This window comes from Thermoplasma sp. (assembly GCF_023256435.1).
In the GTDB taxonomy this organism is placed as follows: domain Archaea; phylum Thermoplasmatota; class Thermoplasmata; order Thermoplasmatales; family Thermoplasmataceae; genus Thermoplasma.
The window spans coordinates 1-16,770 of record NZ_JAGDXM010000010.1 but is presented as its reverse complement, the minus strand read 5'-3'; the positions used below and the strand labels follow the sequence as shown (position 1 = coordinate 16,770).

The following is a 16,770-nucleotide window of genomic DNA, read 5'->3' as shown; positions in this document are numbered from 1 at the left end:
GGATTCAGGGTCCATTCCCGAAGGGGTTCGAGGGTTCAAATCCCTCCCTCCGCATCCTGGGTCTGGTTTTCTTCATCATGATGGGATGGTAATTTCGAAGTAAGTTATCGAAATGACAAGGTATGCAAGGTTAAACCAGATCAAAAAAATGCAGATATGCATGATAACCATGTGATAATGTGATTCGTATTCAGGATAAATCGTCCAATTTCATATTCAGCCAATACACATAAGACTTGATCTAAATCTGATGACCTGGGGTTTAGCTCTGATTATGAAGCCTACAGAAGAATGATCTAGAAAGCTTCCACATTGAGAGGATATTAACTATGAAAAAGTTTATCAGAGATATTCTAATTATTTGATTGATAAAGTTAGGGAAAGACGCTCCTGAACTCACGCCTTTTGGGATATTTGAGTGTAAATGCCTGAGACGTGAGAGTATCAGCTACCTGTGGCTGAATCAGGAATGTCAATGCTTTTTGAGATGATATGATATTAGAGAACGTCTACCTGTATTGGATTTCCGGATCTGTCGTAGGCTCTGTAATTATCCAAATTATACGGATATCCCACTATTATGTGAACACTGCCCGTCATTGAGAACATGTGAAGATCTTCATCAGATGGAAGCGTCACTCCGGATGGATGAGAGTGCACAGATCCAACAATTGAAAAATCTATGGGCTTATTGTACATATAGAAAAGCGTGTATCTTTCGCTCTGTATGGTTCCTGGTACAAGAGCTATTTCATATATTATGTTTCCCTCAGCTCTCAGAAGGGCGCCGAATTCTCGCGGATATGAATCCTTTGATGCCTCCATTATCATCTGCAGCAAGTTTCGCTTAATTAACCACATGTCTTATTACCTTATCCCTTATTCTGTCATATATTGATTCCCTGAAAGAAATAAACTTTGCATTGTTTTCAGATCTAGATATGCTGACGGTGTCGCCGCTCTTCACTTTATATTCACGCTGACCATCTAGTATAAGAATGCATTCCTGATCCTTACCCGCTATCTTTATCTCAACTTTTGAGTCGGATGGAACAACCACAGGTTTGAGCCTTGAGGAATACGGCGCCAGATATGAGATTACCATTCCCTTCAGTGTCGGGAGGAGAAGTGGTCCGCCGGCCGACGATGAATAAGATGATGATCCTATGGGCGTCGCAACGATGATACCGTCAGCTTTCATAGTGCTAAGAAAATGTCCATCAATGTATATCTTAAACTGCCTTATCCGTGCGATCCTTTCGGTGTGCACTACCGCTTCATTGGTACAGTCTTCCACCCTCTCTCCATTTATCTCCACACGCAGCTTCATATTTTCGCTGATCTTGTATTCGCCCTTCAATAGTTTGAATACAGCCGATCCAACTTCATCCACCTCAAGTTCCGTAAGGAATCCCAATCCACCCATATTTATACCTAGTACCGGACCCTTGGCCAACTGCAATGTCCTGAGGACTGTTCCATCGCCACCGATGGTTATGATGACATCGGCCTCCATACTTGTAAGATCAACGCCCTTTCCATTAAGATACTTTGCGGCTTCGTGATCGTATATCAATTCCCAGTCTTTAGGGAGAAGTTCTATAATGCTCTCGGCTATCTTTGCACATCTGCTGCAGTCCTTTCTTATGACAAATGCAATTTTCATAAATGATCCCTTCTGAATTTTTGGATATGAACGTAGCGTTGACCCTTCAATAGGTGGATAATGCGAATCATAGACTTAATCAATTCGGTCTGATGGATGATAAATGTGTGTGGCGAAGAATGCTATGCCTTTCATGAATGAGCAGCATATTCTGATCATGCCTATGGAGAGAGAAAATATGGATCACAGTCCTTGCTTCATAGCGAACTATCATCATGTACATTTCTTCTTTTATGTATGAATTTAGAATTTTAATCATTCTCATGAATGAAATTGCATAAATTCATTTTTTAGAAAAGTTTATCTTTTATAATTATATATAAGGATATGACCAAGGCTACAGATGCCGTTAAGGGGATAATAAATAGCAACAATATTTATACCTTGCTTCTGAACACCGGTCTGGTTAATTATACAAAACTTGCTAGGGAAATAAAGAGTCAGGTAGATTTTCTTACAGGAAAAAAAGTGAAAATAAACACCATAGTTAAAGCGCTGACGAATATTGAGGTCAAGGCAAAACCAAAAGACATATTGTTGATATTAAAACAATCTATCCTGACACTGGAATATAACTATAAGGAGATAAACACTGAAAATAAAAATGATATACCGGAAGATGCCATACTTATTATAAAGGAAACAAACGGATATTCAGCCATAATAAAAACTACAGAAGGCAATTCACTTGTAATAGCAAAGATACTTTTGCCGCCTGGTTCATGCACAACCGCCGGAATAACTCTTTTGATCACAGAATTTCTAGAGATAAATGGGGTTTCAGTAAAGAATATATATAGACTCAGTCGTGAGATATGGATAATAGTGGATTCAGAATCTGCTGGAAAAACTGCAGACGCCCTAAACAGATTACTCTACAGATCCAGCGATAAAGAAAGTGGCCCAGTTAACATCGTTCAGGGATGATGAAACCTCATCTACAGGTGAAGGGGAAACCAGCAACAAGCTCCGAAGCTTCAGCGAGGAGTAGCTGGCTTTAGGCCAATCTATTAATAAAAGTCATTATGTATTCTGTCAGAATAGGAAATCTTATTGTTTCTCCAAATCTCAGACCTTTTCAATAAATAGTAAATAAATTCATAATATGAGAATCTTTTCTAATAGATCAACACGCCCAGAATTCTAATCATGCTGATCATCCATCAAAAATAAAGGCTAAAAAATTTTATTTTTCCCATATCAGTCCAATTCCGGGAGTATCTGCCCCTCTGGTACATACGCCTCTTTGAGCCCTGAAATTATACCCCAAGGGAAGAAGACAATTGCGGATACAAGCACTACGATCATAGTCGAGGTGATGAACGAGATGATGTTGAGTGCTCCATCACTACCGATGTACGACATCACCAGTATGAACACCATGTAGAGGATATACCATAATGAGTTCACAAAATGCTCCTTTATCTTGAACACTGCGCCAAACACGATCATGGTTATAGTCAATATGAGCAGTGCATACGGTACTGAGGGCCACCCACTCCAGAATGCTATAAGTGAGGAGCTAACGAAGGCTATAACTGCAATAGCCATTCCTCCCGGTATCCTGTCGCTTTCTTTAGTCATCGACTGGCGCCTGCTTACTATCATAGAAACCGGAGTTACTGCAAAGCCGAGGTATCCTGCAACCACAGCATCTGTTAACAGAGCGTAAATACCTGGAACAGGCGCTGAGATGAATGCAACGATGGCGCCGACGACGACAAATGCAATTATTGCCCAGTATGGAACCGCGTAGGTCTCACTTAATTTCTTCATCGAGGAGGACATTATCTTGGATCTTGCCGTTGCGAGCAGGACTCTGGCACCCCCACCTACGTAAACATAACCTGTGACAAACGGACCAAGTATGGAAACTATCAGCACTATTATAAGAACCGGATAGGAATGGAACGTACTTGCCAGGTATACAAATGGATTCTCAGTTATAACGGTATCCAGAACCCCCCAGGATCCTGGCGATATACCCCCACCTATTGCAGACCACTTAACACCGGCTATGAATACGATGGAAAAGAGTATGTATATCAGTGACTGACCCAAGACGGTGTACACTATGGTTCTGCCAAGGAACCTCTTTTCCTTTGTCTCCGTTGTCTCTTCTGAGTAATCTGGGACTACTCTTATACCACCAAAGGCAAACATTGCGAATGGTATAGCAAAGAGTATACCGGAAAAGCCGAATGGTGCAAACCCTCCCTTATACGCATAAAAATTCTGAAATCTGAAGAATACGAATGCCATCCCAAAGGCCGCCAGCAGGTAAGCCAGAAGTTTTATTATCCCTATATAAAACGAGTACTTCCCGAACGCTCTGACACCGAAGTAGTTAAGCGGAAGAAACAGCAAAAGGATCACAACACCAAGACCTGCGCCGAGCAGCGTTGGCGCACCCGTACTTGAGATGAAATGAGGGTACAGGTACTGAAGACCTTCAACTGTGGCGAGGGCCTCTATCGGAGGTATGAATATATACCATATCAAACTGGCAAATGCATTGAGTGCATTGGTAAAACGGCCATGCGTATAAAGAGAATATCTGGAAGGTCCTCCCGCTTCCGGATAGGTCTTTGATAGTTCCACAAAGGTTAGGGATACAAATGCATACATTATGGCCCCAATCACCCAGCCAATAACTGCTGAAGGTCCCGCTGCACTGACCATGGCAACGGGTGCAAAGAGTGCACCTGTACCGACTGCGGCGATCAGACCGATGACCAGCATCTGTGGAAACGTCAATGCTTTATTTAGCTTTATTTCGCCATCCTTGTTTTCCATTTTATCTAATGATTATAGCAGAATATATATTTAAAATTTAGCAAACATATCTAATCAAAAATTATCAGCAATATAATTTAATCATAAAACATCTTGTTCCCCAGGGAATTTCACCCCAGGGGTGGAAACAGGTCCATTTTTACTTTTGTGTAAAAATGTGTAATTAATTGTATTGCATTCTGGTATAAAAACATTGTTCAGCCTAAAATGGGATAAATTTATGCCTGCTTCACCAATGTTCATATATGCCATTGAAAATTGTGCCAGTACTGACTCCATTCAATGGAAGACAGATAGACGAGGAGAAATTCAGAAATCACTGCAGAAGACTCCTTGATGATCATGTAGACATGATATTTGTTGCCGGTACGAACGGAATGGGACCTTCACTGTCATTTCAGGAGAGAACACAGCTAGCTGAATACTGTTCAGATATTCCCGGAAAGGTCATATTTCAGGTAGGTTCACTCAACCTGGAAGAAAGCATCGAACTTGCCAAGATCGCCAAGAACAAGAACTTTTACGCCGTGGCTGCTATCCCTCCATATTATTTCGGTGGCATACCTGATGAATGGATTGTACGGTATTACACCGAGATATCCTCAATCACCGATACTTTCATCTACAATTATCCAAAGTTCACAGGATACGATGTCAACGCAAAGATAGCCCTTGAGATAAGGCGCCATGGTGGAAATATAATTGGAGTTAAGGATACGGTGAATGATATCGATCATATGATGAGATACAAATACCTGCTTGATGATTTTATGGTATTCTCTGGTCCAAGTACGTATATTCTCTATGCTGCATTGAATGGTTTAGATGGTGCAGTTGCTGCAGCTGGAAATTATGCTACTAGGATGTTCGTTGAGATTCTTGAGGATACGGCCAGATTCGGTAGAATAAATCAGATGGTGATAAATGAAATAATAGATATCGCCTCAAGATACGGGCAGTGGGCTTCCAATTACAGCCTTGTAAGGATACTTAGAGGGTACGATGCGGGTAATCCGAGACCACCTTTCTATCCGCTGGATCCTGAAAGTGAAGAAAAACTAAAACGGGAAGTGCAGGCTGTACTGAAGAAATACAGGAAGTGATCGGTCTATCGTACCTGACAGAATGCGACTCCCGCCTTGTTACTTCAGCTATGAATACTTGCTTATATATTTGTTTGATATGATCTCTCGTAAATAAAATGGAAACCTATCAGGTAGACTTGAGTGAGATTGCCCTCCGGATAAGGAGGGAGATAGTAAGGATGGTCTACAGTGCTCAGAGTGGCCATCCTGGTGGTTCCTTAAGCATCGCAGATATTCTTACAGTTCTATATTTTAAGGAGATGAATATCGATCCGAAGAATCCTACAGATCCGAAGAGAGACCGTCTCATTCTGAGCAAGGGACATGCATCTCCTGCCCTTTATGCGACACTGGCGATCCGTGGCTTTTTCCCGATTTCTGAACTCTCCGGTTTCAGAAAGATAGATTCACATCTGGAGGGTCATGTTTCAAGAGAGATCCCCGGCGTTGAGGTATCCACCGGTTCGCTGGGTCAGGGTCTGGGTGTCGGTGTGGGGATGGCTCTGGCCGGGAGACTGGATCACCTGGATTATCATATCTACGTCATACTTGGAGACGGGGAAATGGAGGAAGGAAACGTCTGGGAATCCCTCATGGCTGGATACAAATATAATCTAAGAAATCTTACTGCTATTCTTGACCGGAATGGTATACAGCTTGACGGATATACGAGAGACATCATGCCATTGCACGATATTCATTCAATGGTTGAAAGCTTTGGATGGAACGTGATCGAAATCGATGGACACAGTTTCAGCGAGATAGAGAGCGCCATCGAGAAATCGAAGACCTCGGAGAGACCGACGTTCATAATCGCGAACACTGTGAAGGGAAAAGGTGTTGACTTCATGGAGAACAATCCCAAATACCATGGCAGTCCTCCAGAATCGGAAGAGCTCTACAGAAGAGCTATGAGGCAGCTTGGTGAGGAACTATGAAATCGGAGAGCCTGAGAGACGCTTACGGAAAGGAACTTGTAAAGCTTGGTTCCAAGGACGCTGATATAGTTGTGCTTGATGCCGATCTCTCCTCATCGACCAAGACTGGTTATTTCGCAAATGCATTTCCAGACAGGTTCTTCAACATGGGCATATCAGAACAGTCCATGGTGACCACAGCTGCTGGATTGGCATTGTCTGGAAAGAAGCCATTCGTTTCTACTTTTGCCATTTTCTTAACAAGGACGTATGAACAGATCAGGCAGTCCGTTTGTTACAATAACGCACCTGTACGATTTGTTGTAACGCATGGAGGCATAACTGTTGGAGAGGATGGGGCGACGCATCAGATCGTCGAAGATGTGGGCATAATGTCCGGTCTTCCCAATATGAATGTGATAGTACCGTCGGATTCAATAGAAACTCGGAGCGTAATCGATTATCTGGCGAATGTAGATAAACCGCACTACGTAAGATTGAGCAGGGAGAAATTTCCCGTCATAAATGATGAGGACTACGAATTCAGGATTGGAAAATCCATCACTATGAAAGATGGAACTGATCTGACAATTATAGCAGATGGTGTGATGGTTTCAAAATCCATGGAGGCCGCTGAACAGCTCAAGAAACAAGGTATAAGTGCTCGAGTCATAAATATGCCCTCAATAAAGCCCATAGACAGAGATGCCATAATAAGATCCGCAAGGGAAACAGGGCATATAGTCACGGCTGAGGAGCATTCTGTGTACAATGGCCTTGGAAGCCGCGTTGCCGAGGTGGTCTCGGAATCTTATCCTGTTCCTGTAAGGCGCATAGGTATGAGGGATACTTTCGGCAAATCCGGAAAGGCATGGGAACTGTTTTCCTATTTCCACATGGATGTTAAAGATATAATAAACGAAGCCATGACCTGCCTGGAGGAGAAGAATTATGAAAATATTCCTTGACACTGCAAATATAGAGGAGATACGAACGGGTGTAAGCTGGGGTATAGTGGATGGCGTCACGACAAATCCAACACTTATATCAAAGGAAGCTGTCAACGGTAAGAAGTATGGCGATATCATACGGGAGATATTGAAAACCGTTGATGGCCCGGTAAGCGTTGAGGTGGTTTCAACAAAATACGAGGGCATGGTGGAAGAGGCCAGAAAGATCCACGGGCTTGGTGACAATGCAGTGGTTAAGATACCCATGACTGAGGATGGTCTGCGTGCAATAAGGACGCTTACCTCCGAACATATAAACACCAACTGCACGCTTGTTTTCAATCCAATTCAGGCACTGCTGGCTGCAAAGGCTGGAGCCACTTACGTATCACCCTTTGTCGGAAGACTGGATGACATAGGGGAAGATGGCATGCAGATCATAGATATGATCAGAACGATATTCAACAATTACATCATTAAGACACAGATCCTAGTGGCCTCAATCCGAAATCCAATCCATGTGCTCAGATCCGCTGTTATTGGGGCGGACGTCGTGACCGTACCGTTTTCGGTGCTGAAGTCGCTTATGAAGCATCCTAAAACAGATGAGGGCCTGGCAAAATTCCTGGAGGACTGGAAGAAAGTTTCTCCTGACGGAAAACTTGTTCTATAATTAAAATAGAAATTTTATAAAAATATTATAAAAATAGGTTTATTACTGTTTTCTTCTGATCATCACATATCCTACTGCAGCTATCACAGCAACTACAACGACGACAATTGCGATGTAGTAGTACAGTGAGAGTGACGATGTGGCAACGTAAGGTTCGATCTCAAGGGTGTGATCCGAGAAATGCGGTATATATATCATAACAAGCGTCCCGTTGCCATCTGCTGTTGCATTGTAATATGCTGTAGTCGTTGAAGTCTCGTTAACAAGCGCTGAGGCTGAAACCTGCACTGCAGCAGATCCGTCAAATTTCACTACCAGCTTTGATGCATTCATTACGCTGTGTGAAACGTATACCGCTATTATAGTCCCTGCCGATTGTGAGGAATTGACATTTATGACTATTGCACTGGAACTGGCGCTTTTCAGGACAGCGTGCACTGAGGTGTTGAGATCCAGCGATATGTTGTTGAGTGTTGAATTAACCTTCTCTATGGCCATCTGAAGCCCAAGCTTTCCGTGCTCCATAGCGTATGTCATAGGCGCAAAGTTCTTCACACCGTTGGATAGTCCGGGAGGTGAAACGAACGATGCTATCATTGTGCCGTTTGTCATGGCCTTTATTTCTGTGCCATTCACAACGACACTCTTAGCACCTGCAAAGGTCATCATTCCATAGAAGTGAGGAGCGCTCAGGAATACGAAAGTTGCACCACCGTAAAAGTTCTGTTCCGCATCCATACTCATGTTATCAAACTCGCCGCTATAGTTGAATGCCGCATTGTAGGTGAAATTCTTCTCTGTTATGGATATACCTCTAGAGACGTTGAAATATATTGTACCGTTTATCAGCATGAAGGATGACTGAAGCGCTGGATTGTCGTGTATCATCAGGGCATAATAAGCTGAAGAATCAAAGAAGATGTTTCCAATGTACATACCAGGATAGAATGAGAAACTACTCTTTCCAGTAGCATTTGCAGTTATGTTTGAAAATACGGTCAGGTTTGATAGCTTGTCGTTGAATTTTGATATCTTTTGAGTGGACTTGTCGAAGGTGAAGTTGAGGAATTTTCCGTTAACCAAACCGGTTGTGCTGTTGTATGTGAACTTGAATCCGTTCAGCTCGTGTTCGAAGTGATTGAACATGTCCTGCAGTCCGCTGTTGCTGATTATTACAACAAACACGATCTTTGATAATGTGGGCGCACTGAATGTGTAGTTATTATTCATAGAGGTTGGCTGCACATTGGATCCTACCGTGAAATTGTATCCATTAATCGTAAGATAGTATAGGCTTACATAGTTGCCCATGTCATCTTTCTGATCCGTCGCGAATGGATTCAGTTTTCCAGAAAAGTTCAGCTGTATGTTAGCAGAAGCACCATAGGTTGCCATTATGAGTCCGTTTCCGTCCTCAGTGCTCATGTAGCTCAGATTGTGAAAGTTGATGAACTGATTCATATTGTCCATCATATCCGACATTCCTATCTGTGTGGATAAGTTGCTTCCTGAAACCTTACCATAGTTAACAATTGCTGTACCATTGTAGGTTATATTTTTTATTACGCTATTGGTGTATATATTTATAGTGTAGTTGCCGGCACTGGCCGCATACGGCGTCTGACCTGTGGCAGCCGCACTCGTTAGAGCGAATCCTATGACAGAAAAAATCGCCACGGAAATCGCTATTATTTTGATGTTCATACCTGTGCATCTAATTATGTATATATAATGTTTATGCCGTTACAACAGTCTTATAGTCTCTAAATTTTTGAGCGCATAAGCTTCTATGTTGAATCTCTGCCTGACAAGACGGGCAAATTCAGCAGTTTTTCCGTTATCTCCATGATTAACCAGGATCCTTTTCGGTTTTGGTTGCATCGTGGCAATGTAAGCCAAAAGTTGCTTTTTTGTGGAATGACCAGAGAAGCCCTCTGCGGTCTCAACGTCCATCTTTATTGGATATGTGACGTTTCTTCCTTCGTCAGACAGAGTTACCTCTGAAGCACCGCTCTGTATCTTCTTTCCAAGGGTACCATCGGCCTGATAACCGACGAAGACGAGAGTGTGCTTAGGGTTTGAGGACCATGCCTTGAAATACTCCATTACCGGGCCTCCGTTCATCATTCCGGACGTGGCCAGAACGATCTTGCTTTCAGGATTCTCGGCTATGTCTTCCCTCTGCTCCTTCGTCTCCACCTTTTTGAATATTGGGCTTAAAAATGGATTCTCCTTTCTCACCATTATGGCTTCACGCAGTTCTTTGTTCAGATATTCCGGATATGCGGCGTGAATTGCGGTGGCCTCCATTATCATGCCATCGAGATATACATCCATCTGGGGTATCTTGCCGCTGCGCATAGCATCTTCAAGCACTATCATGACCTCCTGACTGCGGCCAACTGCGAAAACAGGTATGAGCACAGATCCTCCGCGATCACGCGTTCTATTTATCACATCGATAAGAGTCTGCGTTGCCTCTTCCCTGGTGAACGAGTAGTCATCCCTTCCACCATAGGTAGATTCGGTCATAAATGTCTCTGCCCTTGGAAACTTATTGTTTGCTGGGTTGAAAAGCCATGTCTTTTCGAATTTCACATCGCCGGATAACACAACATTGTAAAGACCGTCACCGATATGAAGATGCACCGAAGCCGATCCAAGAATGTGACCAGCGTTGTAGAATGTTAGCCTCATATCTCTGGTTATATCGGTCGTTTCGCCGTACCTGAGCGTTATCGTATGCTTTAGTTCCTCACGTATGAACTTCGATTCGTATGGAACCTTTCCACCTTCCATTCTGGCTACCTTGATGTAATCATTCTGAAGTAAGGCTGCAAGATCCCTTGTCGGCTGGGTCATGTAAACTGGCCCATCATATCCGTATTTGAAAAGCAAGGGCAGCAGACCAGAATGGTCAAGATGTGCATGGGTGAGTATCACTGCGTCGATGGAACTGAGCGGCTGTACCTCAGGAACGTAGAGATACGGTGCAGCGTCCCATGGATCTGCGTCTGGACCGACGTTCATCATACCGCAATCTATGAGCACCTTGGAATTCTTTGTGGATACAAGCGTGGCACTTCTACCCACCTCAGAATGACCACCAAGAGCAGTCAATCTGACCCATGTCTCGCCAACCATAGGTGGTCCGGACAGTTTAACGCCGAGATTATGCAGGAATTCTCTTCTTTCCTGCTTCACCTCGCGCATAAACTCCCTAACCTCCTTGACTGTTCTGGAATACATCGGTGGCGCGCGGACAATTCTGGGAGACCATTGCGTCCTGCTCTTTATCTCCTGGACGTAATCAGTTCCACGCGCGGTGATTATAGAAGGTTCATCAAGTTCTATAACGACTTCCCCCGTATCTGGCTCAAAGTATATATCTTCTAGACCAGCTTCTTTAGGGATTATCTTTTCTATCGAGTCCCTGGCCTGATCCTCGGGTAAGAGTATCGATGGATCCGGTCGTATGGCTATCCTGCGTCTGATCTCTTGCGCGATCTGCCTTGCGAGATCATCTCTTTTTGCGAATAGCTCAGGGTCTTTCGTATAAACGACTATCGTTGGACCCTCATAATCTATCTCCGTTATCTTGTTATCCGGATACAGACGGTCAAATATCTGTCTCGTTTCCTCAATGTAGTCATGAAAACCCATAGGTCGTACACCTTTAAAATTTAAAAAATATCGTATAATTTTATAGAATTAATCCAAGCTTCCTTATTCTGGATTCTATCTGATCAGTCGGAAGCTGGACATATCCATCCTTCTTCGTTATGACGGCAACATCTATCATACCACCTGATGCAGAATCTCTCTGCTTGGCAGCACTTATTGCCTTTATAACGAGATCCACACCTTCGTCCACAGTCAGCTTCTCGTTGTACTGAGACTCTAGGACACCGTAAACAAATGGTGATCCAGATCCTGTGCTTGCATAAACGTCTTCAACGGATCCACCTGCAGCATCTATGGAGAAGACGTGTGGAGCAGTGTCAATACCACCAACAAGCAGCTGGACCATATATGGCATATATTTGACCTGATTCAACATGTTAGAAAGCAATGTGGCCACCGCCTCTATGGGCATGTTAACACGCCTCTGGAGCCTATAGAGTTCAAGTTCCGCCTTCATATATCTCACGAGAACCTGAGCATCGCCAACAAGCCCAGCTATAGTCATTCCAGTATATGTATCGATCTGAAACAGCTTCTTTCCATTCTTATGCATGATGAAATTCTCCATTGTGACACGCCTTTCGGTTGCCATTATCACGGCATCCTTCAATGTGATACCAACTGTGGTCGTACCAGTTTCTAAAGTCTGATTCATAACATCAACTCCTTTTAAAAAGGCTAACTCATAATTGACCTATGATATTAAATGTTTTCCGTCTGTATCCGTCAACATTTACTATTCATGATATATCTTCATAATTATAATATCTTAATAATTATACAATAGTGGAGAATTCAATAATTCTAGGTAAAAATTTGTATTTATGGAAAAGACCGATCTCCGATCAAAAGTAAAACCATAGTAGAAAAATCTGCACTATTTTAAGGATGTGAGCTGCTCCCCAGCTGAAGCTTAGGATCTTCCTTTCAGCGAAAAGACCTATGCCTTTCCGGACATCCGTACAAGCCCCATATCGTAATATCCACAGGCGTATATTTGGGTCTCAGCGATTTTGCTATTGCATCCCACCACTTGGTTATCGCGGGTTATACAAAAATATGGGAAGACAATTTATGAGTACATTGATCCTAAAGGCATTACAAATGAAATAGATCCTTTTGGTTAAGCATTGGATTATTCGGTCTTCACATGACTGACAAATCTGTAAATACCGAATTGTGATCTGGAGATATGGTGCTTTACGCTTCAGACGTTATGAGAAAATACGACAAGGTTATGCCTGGAGAAACCTCAGCCTATGAGGCCGCAAGAATAATGGCACAGGATCACGTTGGCTTCGCTATAATTGCGGAGAATGGAGAGATCATAGGCATGGTTACTGAATGGGACTACATCAACAAGATAATTGCGCAGGATAGAGATCCAAAGAAAGTGAGAATAGATGAGATAATGAATTCGCCCATAATTTCGGTGGAACCGGATACTCCAACCTTCAAGGTGACCGAAATTATGGCAAAAAACGGAATCAGACGGCTGCCGGTAATGAAAAATGGAAAGCTCCTTGGAGTTATAACATCAAGAGATATTCTGAGGATATTCAAGGACTACATGGACAGCATATCTGACATAATATCAAGATTCGGAAATCTCTGATATTCAAATGGATACCTATAAATTAATTGCTATATCTGTGACGAGCATAGGTTCCCTGCTTGCTGTGATAAACAGCACATCGCTGTTGATATCTCTGCCCACCATAATGATATCACTGCACACTTCGTTCTTCTTCATAATCTGGATACTCGTGGTTTATCCGCTTGTTATGACTATAGGTGCGCCTTTATTCGGCAGATACTCTGATTTTGTTGGAAGAAACAGGCTCTATGGATTGGGATATCTATTCTTTATAGTAGGTTCCACGCTTGCTGCTCTCAGCCCCAACGCACTCATCTTATTGCTATCGAGGATATTCCAGGGGCTTGGAGGTGCACTTTTGTTCTCAAACAGCCTTGCAATAATCGCCGATGCCTTCAGACAGGATGAGCTGAAGTGGGCAATAGGCATGAACAGCCTAATAATTGGAATAGCGACGGCTGTTGGGCCCCTCGTTGGCGGTATTCTAACTGCATTCAACTGGAGATATGTTTTCGTCTTCAACATCCCATTCGGTATTGCCGGATACATAATGTCGTTACGCCTAAGAGAGATACAGAAACGCAAAGTCAGTATAAACTGGAAGCCGAGTCTCTTTTTCTCCATATTTATAGTGTCCATAGTTATTTATCTGACGTTTGCCCCCCCTGATATGTGGCTCAATCCACCAGACATTACTTCCCTCATCGTATCTATCGTATCTTTCATTCTGTTCATATTATCTGGCAGAGGTAGAGATGATTCTCTGATCGATGTTTCGCTCTTCAGGATCAGAGAATTTGCGACACAGGCAATTGCCACTTTTCTAAATTCCATAACAAGGTATTCTGCTTTGCTTATAGTTATAATAATGCTCCAGGGCCCATTGGGAATCTCGCCGTTACGTTCAAGCATAATGGTAATACCATACGCATTATCGCTGAGCGTTTCCTCCTATCTTGTGGGCAACCTGAATACAAGGAAAATGGAAAACGATCTGATATACGCTGGCCTCTTTCTATCTTTCTTTGGATCACTGATTCTATCTCTCATAAGATCTATTAACGTACCATTCTACATCGGGCTTGTAATGGTAGGCTTTGGGATAGGTCTGTTCTATACACCCAGCAATGCCATACTCATGTCCGCCGCACCTCCTGACAGGAGGGGATCAGCTGCCGGTATGAGGACAGTTATCCTTAACATGGGGTCAGTCATTGGTATGTCCCTTGTATTCACAATTGTGGCTCTGTACGTTCCGGAAAACGTTCTTAGCTATGCCTTTCTTGGGATAAAAATATCTGGTTTTGAATCTGTAAAGAACAGCTTTATGAGAGGTATTTCCATAACTTTCATTGTGTCAGGTATTGCAAGTTTACTCGCCCTGATGACGGTATTGATAGAACGAGTGAGCTACTCCTAAGCTGAAGCTTCGGAGCTTCATTTAATCGAAGAGGCCTCTGCCCGTAAGGATATATTCCGTACAAGACCTATATCGGAATATCCAAAGAAGCGGATCTCTACTGTACCAGTCCTATTCTTATAAATCATGCAAAATCCTACTAATCATGATGCTGATTGAGCCCCTGCATCTCTATATATGAAGATCGCGGTTTTTAGCTTCTCCTAGACCCTTAATTTTTCTGGAGAAATGGCAAATACAGATCTGTTAGTATCCATCAACCTCTGAATCTATAACGAATCATTTCAATAGAAAATATCCTAGAATAATATTCGACAATCATATATCCAAGATCCGTCTTAGACTATTTATCTCATAAAAAATAGTATCAGAGGGAGAGATGTCCTGGTATCTTTGGAAATGGATGGGCGTCCTCTATCCTCTCAAGACCGCATATGAATCTAGTCAACCGTTCTATCCCTATTCCAAATCCAGCTGATGGGTTAAGTCCCTCCTTTGCAAATTCTATATACCATTTGAATTGCTCTTCAGTCTGACCCTTCTTATGTATTCTCTCAATTATCCTGTCCAACTGATATTCCCTTTCTCCACCGGATAAGGCTTCGCCGTATCCCTCTGGATATATAAGATCCATATCAACGAGTATGCCAGGTCTTGAAGGATCCTCCCTATCATAGAACTCTCTCTTTTCTAGAGGTATGTCTATTATCCAGAATGGTTCTTTCATCTCGCTTGAAAGTTTATGTTCAAAATCTTCACCGTACTCGCTGTATGCATCCAGATACTTGATCCTCTTGAAGGGTTTAGCTGGTATTCTAAGATCTCTGCCAAAGAACTTTAGATCTTCCTCGTTTGTCTTCTTTATCCTTTTGAACAGATCAATCATATCTTCGCCAAGGCTGATGACATCATCTCTGGTTGCACCTTTCATTTCCAGATCCAGCTGAGTGAATTCTGCAAGATGGCGACCTGTCCTGACCTTATCCTGCTCTTCTAGCCGGATGTTTGGAGAAAATGTAAATATCCTATCAAAATGCTTCGTGAGCAGATGCTTATGAAATATCATGCTCTTTGTAAGTGAGTATCTGTATCCATAATAATCAATTGTAGGATCGAATACCGGATGGTTCAGAGGATCTGTCAGTACAGAGATTATAACCGGTGGAACCTCTATGAAATTTCTATCCTTCAGAAATTCAGATGTTATAGATCTTATCGAGCTCTGTACCCTGAGCGCATGGTACAGTTCCGGCTTTTCTAGATGGTTACTTATTTCATCAACAAGTGCATTTATCTCTCTAGTTTCCATAAAATACACATAAATGCATGCTTTATGAATTTTGTTAGATTTTACTTAACATTTTGTTCATGATCGTCCGTGTATTCTCAATTCAATCGACATTATGACTAAATTTAAATAATAAGATATTATCATTGAATTATGGATGAAAAGGACATTCAGATACTGAATTATCTGATGGATAATGCCAGAGACAAGATTTCAGATATGTCGCGCGTTCTTGATATACCGCGAGTGACGATATATGAACGCATGCAGAATATGATAAAATCAGGTATTATTAAAAAATTTACCATTGTTCCGGACTACAAAGCTTTGGGTATACCTGTGGTAGCTTTCATACTTATAGCCTATACACCAAAGGACGGCTTATCTCAGCGTGACCTGGCTGCTCGCATAGCTAATTTCAAGGAAGTGGAAAATGTATATATCATTGCAGGTGAATGGGATCTGCTCATAAAAGTCAGAGAATCATCGACTGAAGCCGTAGGAAACTTTGTACTTGACAAGCTGAGAGAGATGCCGGGTGTTGAAAGAGCCCAAACAATAACAGTGTTTTCTGAGGTTAAATGAAGCTATTTTTATACAATATTGATCATTTTCTTACCTGATTCATTATCGACGCGGTCAGGTTGCGGTTTCTGTTAAACATGTTAACATCCACCTTTGGAAGTTATCATCT

The 16,770-nt window shown here is 42.4% G+C and carries 15 protein-coding genes; 8 read left to right on the top strand and 7 right to left on the bottom strand.

Going from position 1 to position 16,770, the window contains the following annotated elements; genetic code table 11:
• Nucleotides 1–498 precede the first annotated feature (498 nt).
• Together Q0C15_RS01090 and Q0C15_RS01085 are read right to left on the bottom strand one after the other, a co-directional pair.
• Complete coding sequence (locus Q0C15_RS01090; RefSeq protein ID WP_367181931.1) at nucleotides 499–861, bottom strand: Mov34/MPN/PAD-1 family protein; 363 nt, start codon at nucleotides 859–861, stop codon at nucleotides 499–501.
• Nucleotides 848–1,666, bottom strand: a complete 819-nt coding sequence (locus tag Q0C15_RS01085) for an NAD(+) kinase (RefSeq protein WP_297215104.1) — start codon at nucleotides 1,664–1,666, stop codon at nucleotides 848–850. Before Q0C15_RS01085 ends, Q0C15_RS01090 begins: the two co-directional genes overlap by 14 nt.
• Before the next feature lie 327 nt (nucleotides 1,667–1,993).
• On the opposite strand from Q0C15_RS01085, the gene Q0C15_RS01080 reads away from it, so the two are divergent.
• Nucleotides 1,994–2,593 (top strand): aspartate kinase, encoded by a 600-nt coding sequence (locus Q0C15_RS01080; RefSeq protein WP_110640760.1) that lies wholly within the window; start codon nucleotides 1,994–1,996, stop codon nucleotides 2,591–2,593.
• A 273-nt stretch (nucleotides 2,594–2,866) separates the two neighbouring features.
• Here Q0C15_RS01080 and Q0C15_RS01075 read toward each other — a convergent pair whose 3' ends face one another.
• The gene (locus Q0C15_RS01075; RefSeq protein WP_297215101.1) at nucleotides 2,867–4,462 is read right to left on the bottom strand and encodes an APC family permease; all 1,596 of its coding nucleotides are present in this window, start codon (nucleotides 4,460–4,462) and stop codon (nucleotides 2,867–2,869) included.
• A 260-nt stretch (nucleotides 4,463–4,722) separates the two neighbouring features.
• Here Q0C15_RS01075 and Q0C15_RS01070 point away from each other — a divergent pair, with 260 nt between their 5' ends.
• The 4 genes from Q0C15_RS01070 to fsa all read left to right on the top strand — a co-directional run bounded on the left by Q0C15_RS01070 (nucleotide 4,723) and on the right by fsa (nucleotide 8,087).
• Nucleotides 4,723–5,565, top strand: coding sequence for a dihydrodipicolinate synthase family protein (locus Q0C15_RS01070; RefSeq protein WP_297215099.1), 843 nt, complete (start codon nucleotides 4,723–4,725; stop codon nucleotides 5,563–5,565).
• 98 nt (nucleotides 5,566–5,663) lie between these two features.
• The gene (locus Q0C15_RS01065; RefSeq protein WP_297215097.1) at nucleotides 5,664–6,485 is read left to right on the top strand and encodes a transketolase; all 822 of its coding nucleotides are present in this window, start codon (nucleotides 5,664–5,666) and stop codon (nucleotides 6,483–6,485) included.
• Nucleotides 6,482–7,432 (top strand): transketolase family protein, encoded by a 951-nt coding sequence (locus tag Q0C15_RS01060; RefSeq protein WP_297215095.1) that lies wholly within the window; start codon nucleotides 6,482–6,484, stop codon nucleotides 7,430–7,432. Before Q0C15_RS01065 ends, Q0C15_RS01060 begins: the two co-directional genes overlap by 4 nt.
• Nucleotides 7,416–8,087, top strand: a complete 672-nt coding sequence (fsa, locus tag Q0C15_RS01055) for a fructose-6-phosphate aldolase (protein ID WP_297215093.1) — start codon at nucleotides 7,416–7,418, stop codon at nucleotides 8,085–8,087. Before Q0C15_RS01060 ends, fsa begins: the two co-directional genes overlap by 17 nt.
• 42 nt (nucleotides 8,088–8,129) lie before the next feature.
• Here the strand turns inward: fsa and Q0C15_RS01050 are convergent, their stop codons facing one another.
• From Q0C15_RS01050 to psmB, 3 genes are read right to left on the bottom strand one after another with little or no spacing between them, the layout of a single operon-like run.
• The gene (locus tag Q0C15_RS01050) at nucleotides 8,130–9,791 is read right to left on the bottom strand and encodes a hypothetical protein (protein WP_297215092.1); all 1,662 of its coding nucleotides are present in this window, start codon (nucleotides 9,789–9,791) and stop codon (nucleotides 8,130–8,132) included.
• Nucleotides 9,792–9,830: 39 nt separating this feature from the next.
• The gene (locus tag Q0C15_RS01045) at nucleotides 9,831–11,750 is read right to left on the bottom strand and encodes a beta-CASP ribonuclease aCPSF1 (protein WP_297215090.1); all 1,920 of its coding nucleotides are present in this window, start codon (nucleotides 11,748–11,750) and stop codon (nucleotides 9,831–9,833) included.
• Between the two features lie 40 nt (nucleotides 11,751–11,790).
• The gene (gene psmB / locus Q0C15_RS01040) at nucleotides 11,791–12,426 is read right to left on the bottom strand and encodes an archaeal proteasome endopeptidase complex subunit beta (protein ID WP_297215088.1); all 636 of its coding nucleotides are present in this window, start codon (nucleotides 12,424–12,426) and stop codon (nucleotides 11,791–11,793) included.
• Nucleotides 12,427–12,963: 537 nt separating this feature from the next.
• Here psmB and Q0C15_RS01035 point away from each other — a divergent pair.
• Both Q0C15_RS01035 and Q0C15_RS01030 read left to right on the top strand, forming a co-directional pair.
• On the top strand, nucleotides 12,964–13,386 hold the full coding sequence (locus Q0C15_RS01035; RefSeq protein ID WP_297215086.1) for a CBS domain-containing protein: 423 nt from the start codon (nucleotides 12,964–12,966) through the stop codon (nucleotides 13,384–13,386).
• A 7-nt stretch (nucleotides 13,387–13,393) separates the two neighbouring features.
• Nucleotides 13,394–14,788: an MFS transporter gene (locus tag Q0C15_RS01030; protein WP_297215084.1), complete on the top strand. Its 1,395-nt coding sequence runs from the start codon at nucleotides 13,394–13,396 to the stop codon at nucleotides 14,786–14,788.
• A 367-nt stretch (nucleotides 14,789–15,155) separates the two neighbouring features.
• Here the strand turns inward: Q0C15_RS01030 and Q0C15_RS01025 are convergent, their stop codons facing one another.
• Nucleotides 15,156–16,097: an asparagine synthetase A gene (locus Q0C15_RS01025; RefSeq protein ID WP_297215082.1), complete on the bottom strand. Its 942-nt coding sequence runs from the start codon at nucleotides 16,095–16,097 to the stop codon at nucleotides 15,156–15,158.
• Between the two features lie 132 nt (nucleotides 16,098–16,229).
• On the opposite strand from Q0C15_RS01025, the gene Q0C15_RS01020 reads away from it, so the two are divergent.
• Complete coding sequence (locus Q0C15_RS01020) at nucleotides 16,230–16,661, top strand: Lrp/AsnC family transcriptional regulator (protein ID WP_110640736.1); 432 nt, start codon at nucleotides 16,230–16,232, stop codon at nucleotides 16,659–16,661.
• The last annotated feature ends 109 nt before the right edge of the window (nucleotides 16,662–16,770 follow it).